The sequence below is a fragment of the Pseudomonas juntendi genome (genome assembly GCF_009932375.1).
Lineage (GTDB): Bacteria > Pseudomonadota > Gammaproteobacteria > Pseudomonadales > Pseudomonadaceae > Aquipseudomonas > Aquipseudomonas juntendi.
In genome coordinates this window covers 1-15,047 of the sequence record NZ_BLJG01000164.1, presented here as the reverse complement: position 1 = coordinate 15,047, position 15,047 = coordinate 1, and the positions used below count along the sequence as shown (strand labels likewise).

At 59.2% G+C, this 15,047-nt stretch carries 11 protein-coding genes, 2 tRNA genes and 1 pseudogene; 8 read left to right on the top strand and 6 right to left on the bottom strand.

All coding sequences use genetic code 11. The annotated features are described in order from the left end of the window. The first annotated feature begins 96 nt into the window (after positions 1-96). On the top strand, positions 97-549 hold the full coding sequence (locus tag GYA94_RS20010; protein WP_110676628.1) for a DUF2867 domain-containing protein: 453 nt from the start codon (positions 97-99) through the stop codon (positions 547-549). Between the two features lie 356 nt (positions 550-905). Here GYA94_RS20010 and GYA94_RS20005 read toward each other — a convergent pair whose 3' ends face one another. From GYA94_RS20005 to GYA94_RS19990, 4 genes are all read right to left on the bottom strand, one after another. Next, positions 906-2,471 (bottom strand): ABC transporter permease, encoded by a 1,566-nt coding sequence (locus tag GYA94_RS20005; RefSeq protein WP_054904830.1) that lies wholly within the window; start codon positions 2,469-2,471, stop codon positions 906-908. Beyond that, on the bottom strand, positions 2,471-3,484 hold the full coding sequence (locus GYA94_RS20000; protein ID WP_009681291.1) for an extracellular solute-binding protein: 1,014 nt from the start codon (positions 3,482-3,484) through the stop codon (positions 2,471-2,473). The genes GYA94_RS20005 and GYA94_RS20000 overlap by 1 nt, the downstream gene beginning before the upstream one ends. A gap of 172 nt (positions 3,485-3,656) precedes the next feature. Further along, positions 3,657-3,743 (bottom strand) — tRNA-Leu (locus tag GYA94_RS19995). Between the two features lie 87 nt (positions 3,744-3,830). Next, positions 3,831-3,917, bottom strand: a tRNA-Leu gene (locus tag GYA94_RS19990). A 272-nt stretch (positions 3,918-4,189) separates the two neighbouring features. On the opposite strand from GYA94_RS19990, the gene rnr reads away from it, so the two are divergent. The 7 genes from rnr to dnaB all read left to right on the top strand — a co-directional run bounded on the left by rnr (position 4,190) and on the right by dnaB (position 11,379). Further along, complete coding sequence (rnr, locus tag GYA94_RS19985) at positions 4,190-6,769, top strand: ribonuclease R (RefSeq protein WP_110676633.1); 2,580 nt, start codon at positions 4,190-4,192, stop codon at positions 6,767-6,769. Beyond that, on the top strand, positions 6,766-7,512 hold the full coding sequence (gene rlmB, locus GYA94_RS19980; RefSeq protein ID WP_029887883.1) for a 23S rRNA (guanosine(2251)-2'-O)-methyltransferase RlmB: 747 nt from the start codon (positions 6,766-6,768) through the stop codon (positions 7,510-7,512). The genes rnr and rlmB overlap by 4 nt, the downstream gene beginning before the upstream one ends. Positions 7,513-7,819: 307 nt before the next feature. Next, complete coding sequence (gene rpsF / locus GYA94_RS19975; protein ID WP_003249557.1) at positions 7,820-8,245, top strand: 30S ribosomal protein S6; 426 nt, start codon at positions 7,820-7,822, stop codon at positions 8,243-8,245. Positions 8,246-8,273: 28 nt separating this feature from the next. Next, positions 8,274-8,504: a 30S ribosomal protein S18 gene (gene rpsR, locus GYA94_RS19970; RefSeq protein ID WP_003249563.1), complete on the top strand. Its 231-nt coding sequence runs from the start codon at positions 8,274-8,276 to the stop codon at positions 8,502-8,504. A gap of 33 nt (positions 8,505-8,537) precedes the next feature. Next, entirely contained in the window at positions 8,538-9,401 is an 864-nt protein-coding gene (locus GYA94_RS19965) for a hypothetical protein (protein ID WP_029887882.1), read from the top strand. Between the two features lie 20 nt (positions 9,402-9,421). After that, on the top strand, positions 9,422-9,868 hold the full coding sequence (rplI, locus tag GYA94_RS19960; protein ID WP_003249568.1) for a 50S ribosomal protein L9: 447 nt from the start codon (positions 9,422-9,424) through the stop codon (positions 9,866-9,868). Between the two features lie 113 nt (positions 9,869-9,981). Then, entirely contained in the window at positions 9,982-11,379 is a 1,398-nt protein-coding gene (gene dnaB / locus GYA94_RS19955; protein WP_009681285.1) for a replicative DNA helicase, read from the top strand. 215 nt (positions 11,380-11,594) lie between these two features. Here dnaB and GYA94_RS19950 read toward each other — a convergent pair. Further along, positions 11,595-13,031: pseudogene (locus GYA94_RS19950) on the bottom strand (ATP-binding cassette domain-containing protein); the annotation flags it as partial. 1 nt (position 13,032) lies between these two features. Beyond that, positions 13,033-14,187, bottom strand: coding sequence for a YcaO-like family protein (locus GYA94_RS19945; RefSeq protein ID WP_161892942.1), 1,155 nt, complete (start codon positions 14,185-14,187; stop codon positions 13,033-13,035). Positions 14,188-15,047 lie beyond the last annotated feature (860 nt).

Below are 15,047 nucleotides of genomic sequence, written 5' to 3'. Positions count from 1 at the left end.
CTGGGGCCGCTTCGCGGCCCTTTCGCGACACAAGGCCGCTCCTACAGCGAGTCATGTTGCTATGCTGTCAGCGACACATGACAAAGGGAGTTGCTCATGTCCGCCCAATTGGTCGCCGCCCAGGCAGACCTCGATTTTCTCCACAGTGCCAGCAGACAGCTCACTGCCCCGATGACCGCCCTGCAAGCCTACTGCGCCATGACCTCGGATGTTCCCGCCTGGCTGGCCAAGGCCTTCCGCATTCGTGACTTCATCTCGCGTCGATTCAATGTCGCCGATATCCATGGCTTCACTCCCCAGAATCCTGGGCATGTGCCAGCCGACGGCGAGCATCTGGACTTCTTCACTGTCGAGGCCATCAGCGACCAGCAACTGGTGCTGACGTCGCGCGATACGCACTTGGCGGTGATGGTCTGCATGGATGTGAATGGGCAGCGCTTGAAAGTGACCACGTCGGTGCGGTGTTTCAATGCCTTTGGCCGGCTGTACATGCTGCCGGTTGGCCAGGTACATGGCCTGATCGTGCGTCGGATGTTGGCGAATTTGTAGACAGCGCTGAATATGAAGGTGAAGCATAGCCCATAGCCCATAGCCCATAGCCCATAGCCATGGCGTGAGAATTGGGCTTGGTTCATAGTTGTTGTTTCTGGATGGCTACAAGCGTATCCAAAGGAGGTGACGCAATGTTAGCTTCGATGCTGGGTGGTTAGCGCTGGGCGCTAGTGTCAGTCGGGCCTGTAGCAAGAGCGCGAGAATGAGTACCGAAGCTTTGACGATAATCGAGTCTATCTTGCTCGCTTGTATGGCAGTCAGCGTGTGTGTGATGGGAGTTTTAAAGTGAACTTGTGATGAAGTCTCAAGTACTCAGGCTTGTGCCCAGGCCACATGGCAGCCTGGGCAAGCTTTCAAGCCTTGTTCAGATACATCCGCGTAGTCAGCAAATACACCGGCAACCCCGACACCACAATCAGCAATGCCGCATAAGGCGCCGCCGCCGCGAACTCGACGTTTGCCGTATGCGCCCACACCTCGGTCGCCAGGGTGGTCATGCCGGTCGGGCTGAGCAGCAGCGTTGCCGTAAGCTCTTTCATGGCATCCAGGAACACCAGGGCAAACGCTGCCGCCATGGCCGGGAAGATAATCGGCAAGGTCACCCGGCAGAACGCGGCAAAACTGCTCGCACCCAGCGTGCGGGCGGCTTCTTCCAGCGTTGGCGAGGCCTTGTTCAGCGCGGTACGCACCGGCGATTGCGCCAACGGCAGGAACAGCAGTGCATAGGCCAGCAGCAACAGTGCCGTGGTCTGGTACAGCGCCGGCACATAGTGCAAGGCGAAGAACACCAGGGTCAGGGCGATCACTAGGCCGGGCAGGGCGTGCAGCAGGTACGGCAGGCGCTCGGCCCAGATCGCCAGGCGGCCTTTGTAGCGCACCACCAGGAAGCTGATCGGCAGCGCCAACAGCACGCAGAAGCCGGCACCGCCAAGTGACACCGACAGTGAGGTGAACAGCGCCTTGGAAATGGCCGCCACCGGGAATGCCGCTGACGAACCTACGCTAAGCCAGTAGCCGAGCATCGCCAGGGGAATGCCGCTGCCCAGCACTGCCAGGCCCAGGCAGAACAGCTGCGCCGGCACCGCCCAACCACGCAGCCGCACCGGTTGTGCACGGCGTGCCACGCCCTGGCCGATGCGTACATGGCGGGCCTTGCCGCGCACGCGCAGCTCCAGCCACAGCATCACCAGGCACATCGCCAACAGGACGGCAGACAACATGGCCGCGTTGGCGTTGCTGAACTCCAGTTCGAACTGCTGGTAAATCGCCGTGGTGAAGGTTTGCAGGCCGAGAATCGACAGCGCACCGAACTCCACCAGCATGTGCAGGGCAATCAGCAGGGCACCGCCAAGCATTGATGGCCACAGCAGGGGCAGGGTCACCTTGGTGAATACGCCCCAGCGGCTACAACCCAGGGTGCGCGCCGACTCCTCCAGGGAGGTGTCGAGATTGCGCAGGGTCGCGGCCACCGGCAGGAACACCAGCGGGTACTTGGACAGGGCCATGACCATGATCGCCCCGCCCAACCCTTCGAAGTCCGAGCTAAGCGATACCCAGGTGAAGCTGCTGACGAACGACGGTACGGCAAACGGCAGGCACAGCACCACCCCCCACAGCCGGCGACCGGCCAGGTTGCTGCGCTCCAGCAGCCAGGCCAGCGCCAGACCGACCACCATGCAGGTCAGCGTTACACCGACCATCAGCAGCAGGGTATTGCGCATCAGCCCCCAGACAAAGGGCCGCCACAGCAGGTACAGGGCTTCGTGCCAGCCGGCTTCCCAGGCTTTGATCGCCACATAGGCCAGGGGCAGCAAGCTCATCGCCACCAGGAACAGCACAGGCAGCACGACCCAGATCGAAGGGCGCTTGCGGCGCGGTACGAAGCGTACCGGCAGCGGGGTGGACAGGGCGGCGGTCATCAGAGCAGGCCGACCTCGCGTTCCAGCTCGATGGCTTCTTCGGCATTACCCAGGTCAGCTGGCGAAATCTTCGGCGGGCGCAGTTCATCGAACGGTTTCAGGCCGCGGTCCGAAACCATGCCTTTGTGCAATGGGTACTCCGCGGTGGTCTGGGTGATCACGCGCTGGCCTTCTTCGCTGGCCATCCAGTTGAGCAGGGCCTGGGCCTCTTTCGGGTGCTTGCTGGCCTTCACGGCCGCGGCGCCCGAGATGGTCACCAGATTGCCGGCGTCGCCGTCGGCCAGGTAGTACAGTTTCGAATCGAGCTTGCCGCGCTCACGCTCCAGAGCGTACCAGTAATAGTTGTTCACCAGTACGGCAGCCACTTCGCCTTTTTCCACGGCCTTCAGCGCGACCATGTTGTTGGTGTAGGTCTTGCCGAAGGCCTTCAGGCCGGTCAGCCATTCTTCGGTGGCTTCACGCCCGTGCATCTTCAGGATGGCAACGGCCTGCTCCTGGAACGCACCGCTGGTCGGTACATAGCCTACGCGGCCTTCCCAGTCAGGGTTGGCGAAGTCCATGACGGTGGTCGGCAGGTCTTTCTCGTCGATCTTCTTCGGGTTGTAGACCACCACGCGGGTGCGCGCGGTAACGCCCATCCAGGTGCCGTTGGCAGCCACATATTCCTTGGGCAGCATGTTCAGCGTGGCGTCGTCGATTTTCGCCAGCAGGCCCAGCTCGCCCAGGTTGTTCAGCGGTGGCGATTCTTCGGTGTAGATGATGTCGGCCGGCGAGCGATCGCCTTCCTCGATGATCTGGCTGGCCAGCTGGTTGCTGCTGCCTTTGCGGATATTGATGTGGATACCGGTCTTGGCCTCGTAGGCCTTGGCGATGGCTTCGCCGATTTCCTTGTGCTGACCGTTGTACATGGTCAGGGTGACCGGTGCGTCAGCCATGGCGGCCGGAGCGCCGATGACCAGGCTCAGCACGGCGGCGGCCAAGGTACGCATCAGCGGTTGCGGGCGGATCGTCATGCGGGTACTTCCTCGCTTACGGCAACATATTTGGAAACAATGGTAAACGAAATCGTTTCTCATGTGGCCGGGTGACGATAAATTCATCGTCAGACCATGGTGCAAGGGGTGGGGGAGGGTACAAAAACCGCAGGCAAGAAAAAACCCACTAGCAAGCTAGTGGGTTTTTGTATGGTGCCCAGGAGAAGACTCGAACTTCCACGACCGTTAAGTCACTGATACCTGAAACCAGCGCGTCTACCAATTCCGCCACCTGGGCAAAGCTTTACATCAACTGTAGAAGGCGACTATCGTTCGCTTTCACACAGTAGTAACAGATCCTTGGTCATCTGTTACTTGAAATACTTGGTGCCCAGGAGAAGACTCGAACTTCCACGACCTTGCGGTCACTGATACCTGAAACCAGCGCGTCTACCAATTCCGCCACCTGGGCACACATTCGAGATTATTTGGTGCTTTACAGCGCCGCTAATCTCTATTACAACTTCGGGCTAGTCCGTCGTTGTGGTGCGCACTATACGGGCGGCTTGGGGGGCTGTAAACCCCCTTGGCAAAAAAAAATTCAAAAATTTCAACTTGTTGATTCCACTGGCCTATTTCTGCTGTTTACGCACTGCAGCGGGGGCTGTCCAAGGCCGACATTTCCGGTTTCAATACGCCTATGCCAGAATTCCTATCTATATACCCCAAGGTGAACCCCTTCTGATGGCCGATTGGCAATCCCTCGATCCCGAGGCCGCTCGCGAAGCGGAAAAATACGATAACCCCATTCCCAGCCGTGAGCTGATCCTGCAATGCCTTGCCGACCGTGGCGAGCCCGCCGCACGCGAGGAGCTGGCGAAAGAATTTGGTCTGTATGAAGAAGACCAGATCGAAGCCTTGCGCCGCCGTCTGCGTGCCATGGAGCGCGATGGCCAGCTTATCTATACCCGGCGCGGCACTTATGCCCCGGTAGACAAGCTGGACCTGATCTGCGGCCGCGTCTCTGGCCACCGCGACGGCTTCGGTTTCCTTATTCCAGATGACGGCAGCGAAGACCTGTTCCTCAGCCCGTCGCAGATGCGCCTGGTGTTCGACGGTGACCGCGGCCTGGCGCGCGTGTCCGGCGTGGACCGCCGCGGCCGTCGCGAAGGCGTGCTGGTCGAGGTCATCTCCCGCGCCCACGAAAGCGTGGTCGGCCGCTACTTCGAAGAAGGCGGCATCGGCTACGTGACTCCCGACAACCCCAAGATCCAGCAAGAAGTGCTGGTGACTGCGGGGCGCAACGGTGGTGCCAAGATCGGCCAGTTCGTCGAGATCAAGATCACCCATTGGCCAACCCCGCGCTTCCAGCCGCAAGGCGACGTGGTGGAGGTCATTGGCAACTACATGGCCCCCGGCATGGAAATCGACGTTGCCCTGCGCAGCTACGATATCCCCCATGTGTGGCCCAAGGACGTGATCAAGGAAGCGCGCAAGTTCCGCTCTGAAGTCGAAGACAAGGACAAAGAGAAGCGCATCGACCTGCGTCACCTGCCGTTCGTCACCATCGACGGTGAAGACGCCCGCGACTTCGACGACGCCGTGTATTGCGAGCCGCTGGGCAAGCTGCGCCTGTTCTCCGGTGGCTGGCGCCTGTATGTGGCCATTGCCGACGTGTCCAGCTATGTACGCCTGGGTTCGGCCCTGGACGTCGAAGCGCAGCAGCGCGGCAACTCGGTGTACTTCCCCGAGCGCGTGGTGCCGATGCTCCCCGAGGAGCTGTCCAACGGCCTGTGCTCGCTGAACCCGCACGTTGATCGCCTGGCCATGGTCTGCGAAATGACCATGAACAAGGCCGGCCAGATGGTCGACTATCAGTTCTACGAAGGCGTTATCCACTCCCACGCCCGCCTGACCTACAACAAGGTCAGCAGCATGCTCGAGCACTCGCGCACCCGTGAAGGCAAGGCGCTGCGCGAAGAGTACAAGGCGGTCGTGCCAGACCTGAAGAACCTGTACAACCTGTACAAGGTGCTGGTGGAGGCGCGTCACACCCGTGGCGCCATCGACTTCGAGACCCAGGAAACCCGCATCATCTTCGGTGACGAGCGCAAGATCGCGGAAATCCGCCCGACCGTGCGCAACGATGCCCACAAGCTGATCGAAGAGTGCATGCTGGCTGCCAACGTGGCCACTGCCGAGTTCCTGCAGAAGCACGGCGTGCCAGCCCTGTACCGTGTGCACGACGGCCCGCCGCCGGAGCGCCTGGAAAAACTGCGCGCCTTCCTTGGCGAGCTGGGCCTCAGCCTGCACAAAGGCAAGGACCCGTCGCCGAAGGATTACCAGGCCCTGCTGGCGAGCATCGCCGGGCGCCCGGACTTCCACCTGATCCAGACGGTGATGCTGCGCTCGCTGAGCCAGGCCGTGTACAGCACCGAGAACAATGGCCACTTCGGCCTCAACTACGAGGCTTACACCCACTTCACCTCGCCGATCCGCCGTTACCCGGACCTGCTGGTGCACCGCGCCATTCGCAGCATCATCCGCTCCAAGGTCGACACCCCGCACGTCAAGCGGGCTGGTGCCATGAGTATTCCCAAGGCGCGCATCTACCCGTACGACGAGAACACCCTCGAGCAACTGGGTGAGCAGTGCTCGATGACCGAGCGCCGGGCCGACGAAGCCACCCGCGACGTGGTCAACTGGCTCAAGTGCGAGTTCATGAAAGACCGCGTGGGCGAGACCTTCCCGGGTGTGATCACCGCCGTGACCGGCTTCGGCCTGTTCGTCGAGTTGACCGACATCTACGTGGAAGGCCTGGTGCACGTCAGTGCGCTGCCGGGCGACTACTACCACTTCGACCCGGTGCACCACCGCCTGTCCGGCGAGCGCACCGGGCGCAGTTTCCGCCTGGGCGACACCATCGAAGTGAAGGTCATGCGGGTAGACCTGGACGAGCGCAAGATCGACTTCGAAGTGGCCCAGTCGACCCTGGCGGCACCTATCGGTCGCAAGCAGCGCGGCGCCGCGCCAGCAGCTGACCAGGCCGAGCAGCCGCCGCTGAGCGAGGCGAAGGCCACGCCAAAGCCGCGCAGCCGCAAAAGCGAGGCTGCCGAAGCCTACTTCCCGAAAGACGCGGTGCAGCGTAATGCCGAAGTGCGCAAGAGCCGCGAGATGAAAAAGGCGCTGATGAGCGAGGCGCGCACGGGCGGCCACGCCAGCAGTAAGTCGGACAAAGGTGGCAAGGCCACCGGCAAACCGACCAAGCACCGTAAAGGCCCACCGAAGTCCGGTGCGCCACGCAAGAGCAAGAGCAAGTCATGAGTCAGCTGGAAAAGATCTACGGCGTGCACGCCGTGCAGGCATTGCTGCAGCACCATCCGAAGCGGGTCAAGCAGATCTGGCTGTCGGAAGGGCGCAGCGAGCCACGCCTGCAGGCGCTGTTGGCACTGGCCGCGGAAAACCGCGTGGCGGTTGGCCAGGCCGAGCGCCGCGAAATGGATGCCTGGGTCGAGGGGGTGCACCAGGGCGTTGTCGCCGAGGTCAGCCCTAGCCAGGTGTGGGGCGAACTGATGCTCGAAGAGTTGCTCGAGCGCACGGAAACCCCGCCGCTGATCCTGGTGCTGGACGGTGTGACCGACCCGCACAACCTCGGCGCCTGTCTGCGTACTGCCGATGCGGCCGGCGCCACGGCAGTGATCGTGCCCAAGGACAAGTCGGCTACCCTGACCCCGGTGGTGCGCAAGGTGGCCTGCGGCGCTGCCGAGGTCATTCCGCTGGTAGCTGTCACCAACCTGGCGCGTACGCTGGAGAAATTGCAGCAACGTGGCCTGTGGGTGGTCGGCACCGCGGGTGAGGCCGAGCAGGAGATCTACCAGCAAGACCTGACCGGGCCGCTGGTGATGATCATGGGCGCTGAAGGCAAGGGCATGCGCCGCCTCACCCGCGAACATTGCGACTTCCTGGTGAAGTTGCCGATGAGCGGCAGCGTCAGCAGCCTTAACGTATCGGTCGCCACGGGCGTTTGCCTGTTTGAGGCCGTGCGTCAGCGCCAGGCCAAGCGCTGATCTTAAGCCTGTAACGGCCCCTTCGCGGGCATGCCCGCTCCCACAGGTTCGCTGCTGCCTCTGGCAACGCAGCTTTCCTGTGGGAGCGGGCGTGCCCGCGAAGGGGGCTTGACGCCATGTGAATATGTTTCAGGCTGTTCAAATATTCGCCAATTGCCTTGCTTGTGCGCAACGCCTTCTCTACAATTGCGCCCCTTGCCGAGCTGGCAGGCGCTCATGTGCCTCCCCTCCGTGCAAGACATACAGTGTCATTCACTCCTTGTCTGACCAGATTCACTGGCAGACTACTAACCCGTAAGGAGCATTCATGCGTCATTACGAAATCATCTTCCTGGTTCACCCGGACCAGAGCGAACAAGTCGGCGGCATGGTTGAGCGTTACACCAAGCTGATCGAAGAAGATGGTGGCAAAATCCACCGCCTGGAAGACTGGGGCCGTCGTCAACTGGCCTACGCAATCAACAATGTTCACAAGGCTCACTACGTGATGCTGAACGTTGAGTGCACCGGCAAGGCCCTGGCCGAGCTGGAAGACAACTTCCGCTACAACGATGCCGTGATCCGTAACCTGGTCATCCGTCGTGACGAAGCCGTTACCGGCCAGTCCGAGATGCTGAAGGCTGAAGAGAACCGCAGCGAGCGCCGTGAGCGTCGCGAGCGTCCTGAGCATGCTGACTCCGCCGAAGGCGACGACAGCAATGACAGCGACTCCAGCGATAACGCTGACGAGTAATCCACGGACCTTTAGAGGAGCCTATTAAATGGCACGTTTCTTCCGTCGTCGTAAATTCTGCCGCTTCACTGCTGAAGACGTGAAAGAGATCGACTTCAAAGATCTCAACACCCTGAAAGCTTACGTATCCGAAACCGGCAAGATCGTTCCAAGCCGTATCACCGGTACCAAAGCTCGTTATCAGCGTCAGCTGGCTACCGCTATCAAGCGCGCCCGCTTCCTGGCCCTGCTGCCCTACACCGACAGCCACGGCCGCTGAGACCGGGTCGTCGACAAGCAGTAAGGGATTAGCATGCGAGCGTTAGCAAGTTTCATCATGCGCGGTCGTATGCAGGCCACCCTGGTGGTGGTCATCAGCGCGGTACTGCCGCTGCTGTTCTGGTTGAGTGCCGCTGCCGGCAGCCTTGTGCTGCTGCGGCGTGGGTTCAGGGATGCTACATCGGTCATCGTCGGCGGCTTGCTCGCCGGGCTGGCTGTGTGGGTCATGGGCGATCCCATCACCTTTCTGGTGATTGCGGGTGCCCTGGCCTTGGCCGCCATGTTGCGTGCCGAGCATCCCTGGAGCCGGGTGTTGCTCGCCAGTGCCGTGTTCGCCGTGGCTTTCAGCCTCGTGCTTGATCTGGCACTGGCGCAGACCTTCGATATGCTGGCCAAGGCGTTTGCCGAAGCCATGCCGAAAATCGAAGGGGAGCCCGTGCTCTCCGGTGAGCTGATCCGCCCTGTGCTGGTCGCCTCCACAGCAGTGACGGTGCAATTGTTCAGTGTGCTGGCGTTGATGCTGGCGCGCTATTGGCAAGCAGCGTTGTACAACCCTGGAGGCTTCGGTCGCGAGTTTCGCGAGCTGAAGTTGCCGAAACAGACCATGGCGGTCTTGGTGGCAGTGATGGTGGTGGCGCCGTTTATCGGTCCGCAGTTCATCATTCTGGCATCGGCTTCCAGCCTGGTACTGGTGCTGGCCGGCATCGCGTTGATGCACGGGCTGGTGGCACAGGGGCGACTGGCCGGTTTCTGGCTGGTGGGCATGTACGTGACGTTGCCGCTGATCATGCAGCTGATTTATCCGTTGCTGGTGGTCTTGGCCATTGTCGACAGCCTGATTGATTTTCGCGGTCGCAAGTCCCCCAAGGGGAATGACTCCGCGAACGGTGAAGGTTAAAAGTTAAGAGGTTTTACCAAATGGAACTGATCCTGCTGGAAAAAGTCGCTAACCTGGGCAACCTGGGCGACAAAGTAAAAGTTAAGGCTGGTTATGGCCGTAACTTCCTGCTGCCATTCGGCAAGGCCACCGTTGCCAACGCCGCCAACCTGGCTGCGTTCGAAGAGCGTCGTGCCGAGCTGGAAAAAGCAGCCGCTGACAAGAAAGCTTCGGCTGAAAGCCGCGCTGCCCAACTGGCCGAGCTGGAAGTGACCATCACTGCCACCGCTGGCGACGAAGGCAAGCTGTTCGGTTCGATCGGCACCCACGACATCGCTGACGCCCTGACCGCCTCTGGCGTTGAAGTGGCCAAAGCTGAAGTTCGTCTGCCGAACGGCACTATCCGTCAGGTTGGCGAATACGACGTAGCTGTGCACCTGCACAGCGACGTTGAAGCCACTGTACGTGTGGTTGTCGTAGCTGCCTAAGCTGCGCTGACTGGCTGGCTCCCTGCGAGCCAGGCAGTTAACATCGGGCACGGTCCTGTTTCCTACAGGCCGTGCCCTTTGTCTTTTTCGTCCTCCAGAATTCTTTCGTGGCCATGAACGAGATCACCACTTCCGAACAGCTAGACCTGCAAACCGCAGCCCTCAAGGTGCCGCCGCATTCCATCGAGGCCGAACAGGCCGTGCTCGGTGGCCTGATGCTGGACAACAACGCCTGGGAGCGGGTGCTGGATCAGGTATCGGACGGCGATTTCTATCGGCATGACCACCGCCTGATCTTCCGTGCCGTGCACAAGTTGGCCGACGCCAACCAGCCATTCGACGTGGTTACCCTGCACGAGCAACTGGACAAGGAAGGCCTGTCTTCGCAAGTTGGCGGCCTGGCGTACCTGGCAGAACTGGCCAAGAACACGCCGTCGGTGGCGAACATCAAGGCTTATGCCGCGATCATTCGCGAGCGCGCCACGTTGCGCCAGCTGATCAGCATCAGTACCGACATCGCCGACAACGCCTTCAACCCGCAAGGGCGCAACGCGGAAGAAATCCTCGACGATGCCGAGCGGCAGATTTTCCAGATTGCCGAGGCCCGGCCGAAAACCGGTGGTCCGGTGGGGGTCAACGAGCTGTTGACCATGGCCATCGACCGTATCGACACCTTGTTCAACTCCGACAGCGACATTACCGGTGTATCCACCGGCTTTACCGACCTGGACGAGAAGACCAGCGGCCTGCAGGCGGCCGACTTGATCATCGTTGCTGGCCGCCCGTCGATGGGCAAGACCACCTTTGCCATGAACCTGGTGGAAAACGCCGTACTGCGTACCGACAAGGCCGTGCTGGTGTTCTCGCTGGAAATGCCAGGTGAGTCGCTGATCATGCGTATGCTGTCGTCGCTGGGCCGCATCGACCAGACCAAGGTCCGTTCCGGCCAGCTGGACGACGATGACTGGCCGCGGTTGACTTCGGCGGTGAACCTGCTCAACGACCGCAAGTTGTTCATCGACGACACCGCGGGCATCAGCCCCTCGGAAATGCGCGCGCGCACCCGCCGCCTGGCCCGTGAACACGGCGAAATCGCCATGATCATGGTCGATTACCTGCAGCTGATGCAGATTCCGGGTTCGGCCGGTGATAACCGCACCAACGAAATTTCCGAGATTTCCCGCTCGCTCAAAGCCTTGGCAAAGGAATTCAACTGCCCGGTCATCGCCCTGTCGCAGCTGAACCGCTCGCTGGAACAACGCCCGAACAAGCGCCCGGTGAACTCCGACTTGCGTGAGTCCGGTGCAATTGAGCAGGACGCCGACGTGATCATGTTCGTGTACCGCGACGAGGTGTACCACCCCGAGACCGAGCACAAGGGCGTGGCGGAAATCATCATCGGTAAACAGCGTAACGGCCCGATCGGCTTTGTCCGTTTGGCGTTTATCGGCAAGTACACCCGCTTCGAAAACCTCGCGCCGGGCATGTACAACTTCGATGATGATGAATAACTCACTGTAGGAGCGCCGGCTAGCGGGGGATTCTGAGCGATGTTCGTTTGCATTTGGCCGATGATCCGACCCTCGCTCATGGTGATAACCCGGTCAAACCGCGACAGCACGCTCTGATCATGCGTGACACAAACCAGCCCTCTTCCGTTGAATGCCTCAAACAACAGATCCCAAGTGCGCTCTGCCGACCCGGCATCGAGCCCAGCTGTAGGTTCATCAAAGAAATTGAATTCCCCAGGCTGATTAAGAAGGCGTAGCAGCGTCAGCCTGCGTGCTTCGCCGCCGGAAATCGATTCTGCGCGTGCATCCAGATCAAGTTCGTACCAGTCTTTGCTCAGGCCCAACCGTTCAAGCCATCGCTCGATTTGAGCGCGATCATGAGCTTGCTCGAACAACACCGCGCGGGGCAGGGAGCCGGGTATGAAATGCGTATCCTGAGGACAGAGTCGTAAGCGACTGAACTGTTCTCTTGCGTCGAGCGAGGCCAGGCACCTGCCTTGCAGATGCACTTCCTTGCGTAACGGGAAAATCGTTCCCGCTAACGTATGCAAAAGTGTCGATTTGCCACATCCGCTGGGCCCTATCAGCGCGACCCGTTCTCCTTTGTGCAGTACCAAGGGTTCTTCGATGTGAAGTTGTACAGTATCCCGGGCGCGCAACTGGCACGGGGCTATGCTCAGGCCTGCGCCCTTTCCTTGGGACGTCGGCTCAGTAATGCGTGCCGGGCCAAATGAGGGGAGCTGGAGCCAGTGCTCGAGCTTGCGCTTGTCTAGCCGAAACTGATCTACCAATCGCCAAGCCTCAGCGAGTTGCGCAACCCCTGCCAGCAATCCGCTCACCAAGGTAAAGAGAGCAACTAACTCGCCCAAGCTCAGCTGCGGTGTTGCCAGACCCTGATCATGGATACCCCACATGAGTAAACCGCCACTGCCCAGGCCTATGAATAGGGTGCGCAGGCTCTGTATCCAACCCCCACTGTAAGCTACCTGCACTGCTGATTCGGCATAGTGCGAAAGCGTCTGATTGACCGGGAGCATTGCGGCATCCTCGGCCTTTTCCAGTTTGACCGTTGTCGCGCTGGCGAAAGTATCCACCCATTGTTCCGCCAGCTCATCCTCGCGCGCGTTCACTGCCTCAATATGGGGTCGGCGCCAGCGCACCAGGCGATCGTTGGCCCATAGGTAGACAAGGCTCAAAGGGATGAGGCCGATCAACACCGAAGTTGCCCCCAAGTAAGCGAATAGGGTTATCAGCACTGCAGCCTCGGCCAACACCGGCCATGCCGAGCCAATCAAAAAGCCTAGCCACCGCTCCTGTGCGGTAATCCCCCTATCCAGCACTTTCACCAGTGTTCCGCCATGGAGTTGTCCATAGGCCTCGAAGCGTTTGTCCAGCAATTCGCGGCACCAGCGGATGGAAAGTTGCTTCACGCGTTCTTGGCAAAGTCGCGCCAGGCACCAAGCCTGCAAAGGGGTCATTGACGCTTGTAATGCTACCAGGCATATGAAGGCTCCGAGCAAAAGCTGGGAAGACGCCGCTGAAGCGGCCAGGTTGTCAATGATGTCGGCCAAGACTAGGGCCGGTACGACGGTCGCGATTTTCAGGAGTAGCGTCGCACCTAGGGCGGCGAGAATGCCTTTATAGAGATGCATGTCATTGCCCTATGCCTTTGAGCGCGCTCTGCGGCGCGACTGGGATACCTGACCTGATAAGGTGGAATCGTTCGAGTCCGGGTATGAACACCTGGACAACGGTAGCGAAGTTCGGGTGCTCATAAAGAGTGCGATAGAATGCGGCCGTATTTTGTTTTTCCAGATTGATCAGCGTTCGCTTGACTTGTCCGCGCACGCTGAGATCAGTTCGGGGAGGGTGAAAAGCGGGTACCGCGTACCTGGGGCATGGGTGTAGAAGTGCCGAAAGTCGGGTTGAGTGCGCCAGCATTTTTGCGACGGCTTGGTCTTCTTGTTTTTCTTCTGGCCCAGAAAGTTCCGCGCACTGAATTTGCTCCGTCACGGCCCGGTACAGTGCAATGCCGGGATTGATAGAGCTACCGGAACCTACGCTACTGAGTGAACCTTCTTTTTTGCAGCGAGAAACAGCGATGCAAAATGGAACATCGTAGAAATCGTGGGTCAGGTATATTTCCAGTTTATGTATCTGGCGGATCAACTTGCTGTCATGGCCAAATGTTTCTTCCAGAAAAGAACTCGAGGGTTTGTAGAGTTTTGGTGGGGACGTCAGGCCGCAAAGTGACAGATAGTACATGGAGAGTGCGTGGCGTTCGAGAGCTTCATTTATCGCGTGCAGTAAAGCTTCGTTCTCGGTGCAACCAAGTGCTGTGCCAGAATTGGTGGCATATTTGGCGAGGAAGCCCCCTGCAGTTTTCTCTATTTCATCAATGTTTTTGGAGCACGGTGCAACCAATATAGCGGGAATGGTTATTTCGTCGTACGTATTCAGTGCCTGAAAGCTGAGGGAAGGTATTCGGCAATCAGGTGGTATGGACTTGAGCAACCAGTCATCATACGGGGCGATCGATTCCAGGATCTGGTCGCTGTCAATGAGTATTGGAGTAGCCTTGTCAACGAAATAATGCTCTAGACTTTCGGCAAGCGCTCCTAATTCAAAAAGGTCACCTTTCCCTGCTCCGCAAGAGACTTCTTTGTACGCACTCTCGTATAGATGGCATGTCGCGACCAGGCTGTTTATTTTTGAAAGTTTAATTTGTGAGTGCAATCCAAGGCGATCACGCAGATTTTTCAGTCGAATATAGGCTTCTTCTGTGTTTAGCTCGCGTTCGGTAATCATACTTTGCTCCTGAGTAAGGCCAGAAGGGGCTGAGCCCCTTCTGGTTTATCGCTTACAGCAGATTGAGGAAATCAATCTCGGACTCGGTGAACGTATAGTTGGTCATGCGCGGGACCTGTGGAATATGGATTTCAGAACGACGACGTCCCATGGTTGGTACTCCTATGAAGTTGATTTGAGAGCGCCTTTCAGCGCGTCACTGTTGTATCACTTGTTTTTTTCTGGGTTCAAGATCAGCGCCGGGTTTATAGCGGAAAGTTTTCGTAAGAATGGTTACCGGTGCTTGAGGTTTAAGTCCTACATTGTTTCGGAAGATTTAGAAAACCATCTAATAATTAGCAGGTTAGAGTTTGCGTAGGGTTGAGGAAGCAAAACATTCAGTAAAAAATTAAGGGGTTGAGATCACTTAGCAGGGAAAAAGGGGGCGCTCACCATCTGCCGTCGCGGATCTAAAGCCGAGAACGTCGAGGGAAGCGCCATTGTTGTAGATCGGTTAGCCGGCCAATAATCAATTGCGTGCCCTTTCGTGTAGGCCGTTTCTGCAATACCAACCTACCGCCTTTGTGCCATTGCGGTGGTTTTCCGGGCGGCCTGGTCTAGGTCTGTCGTGGGCAAAGCAGCGATCGGGCCTGTAAGCCCGCAGACGATTAATACCGCTATTCGGATTGTTCAAGGCAACCCGCTGCGAGGGCAGATGCCTTTGTAAGGCTTTTTTTGATGTCGCCTGGGCGGGCCCTTTCGCGGGCATGCCCGCTCCCACAGGTTGGTGCAAGTCGCGAAGTTTGTGGTGACTTTGTGGGAGCGGGCGTGCCCGCGAAGAGGCCCGCCCAGGCAGTAGAGAAGTATCCGCTCCATAAACC